General features: G+C 65.2%; 1 pseudogene. It reads left to right on the top strand.

The window, feature by feature from the left end:
• Window positions 1-926 (top strand): annotated as a pseudogene (locus A9W95_RS27325) (LuxR family transcriptional regulator); the annotation flags it as partial.

The raw sequence follows: 926 nt of genomic DNA, 5'->3' as shown, positions 1-926 counted from the left end.
CATTGCAGAGGCGCTGACCGACAATCGGCTCGTCACATTGACCGGTGCCGGCGGTGCGGGTAAGACCCGGTTGGCCGTCCAGGTCGCGGCCAACCGAGCCACCGATTTCGCCGATGGCGTGTGGTACGTCGACTTGGCACCCATAACCGACCCCGACGTGGTACCCGTGACGGCCTCCCGCGCGCTAGGCCTCCTCGACCAACCCGGCCAACCGACAATGAACGTCCTGGTGCGTTTCTTGCGCGACCGTCATACCTTGCTGCTGCTCGACAACTGCGAGCATCTGCTCGACGCCAGTGCCCAACTCATCACCGACCTGCTGGGCACCTGCCCCACCCTGACGCTGCTCGCCACCAGCCGCGAACCGATCGGGGTGCCCGGCGAGGTGAGTTGGCGGGTGCCTTCCCTTTCGCTGACCGATGAAGCGATCGAGTTGTTCAGTGACCGTGCCCGCCGGGCCAAACCTGACTTCCGCATCACTGGCGACCACTTGGCAACCGTGACCGAGATCTGCCGCAGGTTGGACGGGCTACCGCTGGCGATTGAGCTTGCCGCCGCACGAATCCGGGCGCTGTCGCCACGGGAGATCCTCGACAGCCTGCATGACGCGTTTCGTCTGCTGACCGGCGGAGCACGGACGGCGGTGCGCCGACAGCAGACCTTGCGCGCGTCGGTGGACTGGTCGCACGCGATGTTGAGTGATCCGGAGCAGGTTCTGTTCCGACGGCTGGCGGTATTCCTCGGCGGTTTTGATCTCGACGCCGCCCGCGCCGTGGCGTGCGGTGCCGAGACCCAGCGTTATCAAGTGCTCGATCAGCTCAGCTTGCTGGTCGACAAGTCGCTGTTGATCGCCGAGGAATACCGCCAGCCGTCGGAACAGAACCTGCTCCGGATCACTCAACATCGCGTGCGACCAGTCCACCGAC

Origin of the sequence: Mycobacterium sp. 1423905.2 (assembly GCF_001673155.1) — a bacterium.
Lineage (GTDB): Bacteria > Actinomycetota > Actinomycetes > Mycobacteriales > Mycobacteriaceae > Mycobacterium.
Note: the sequence above shows the minus strand (reverse complement) of the source record. Positions and strands in the feature narration are given on the sequence as shown.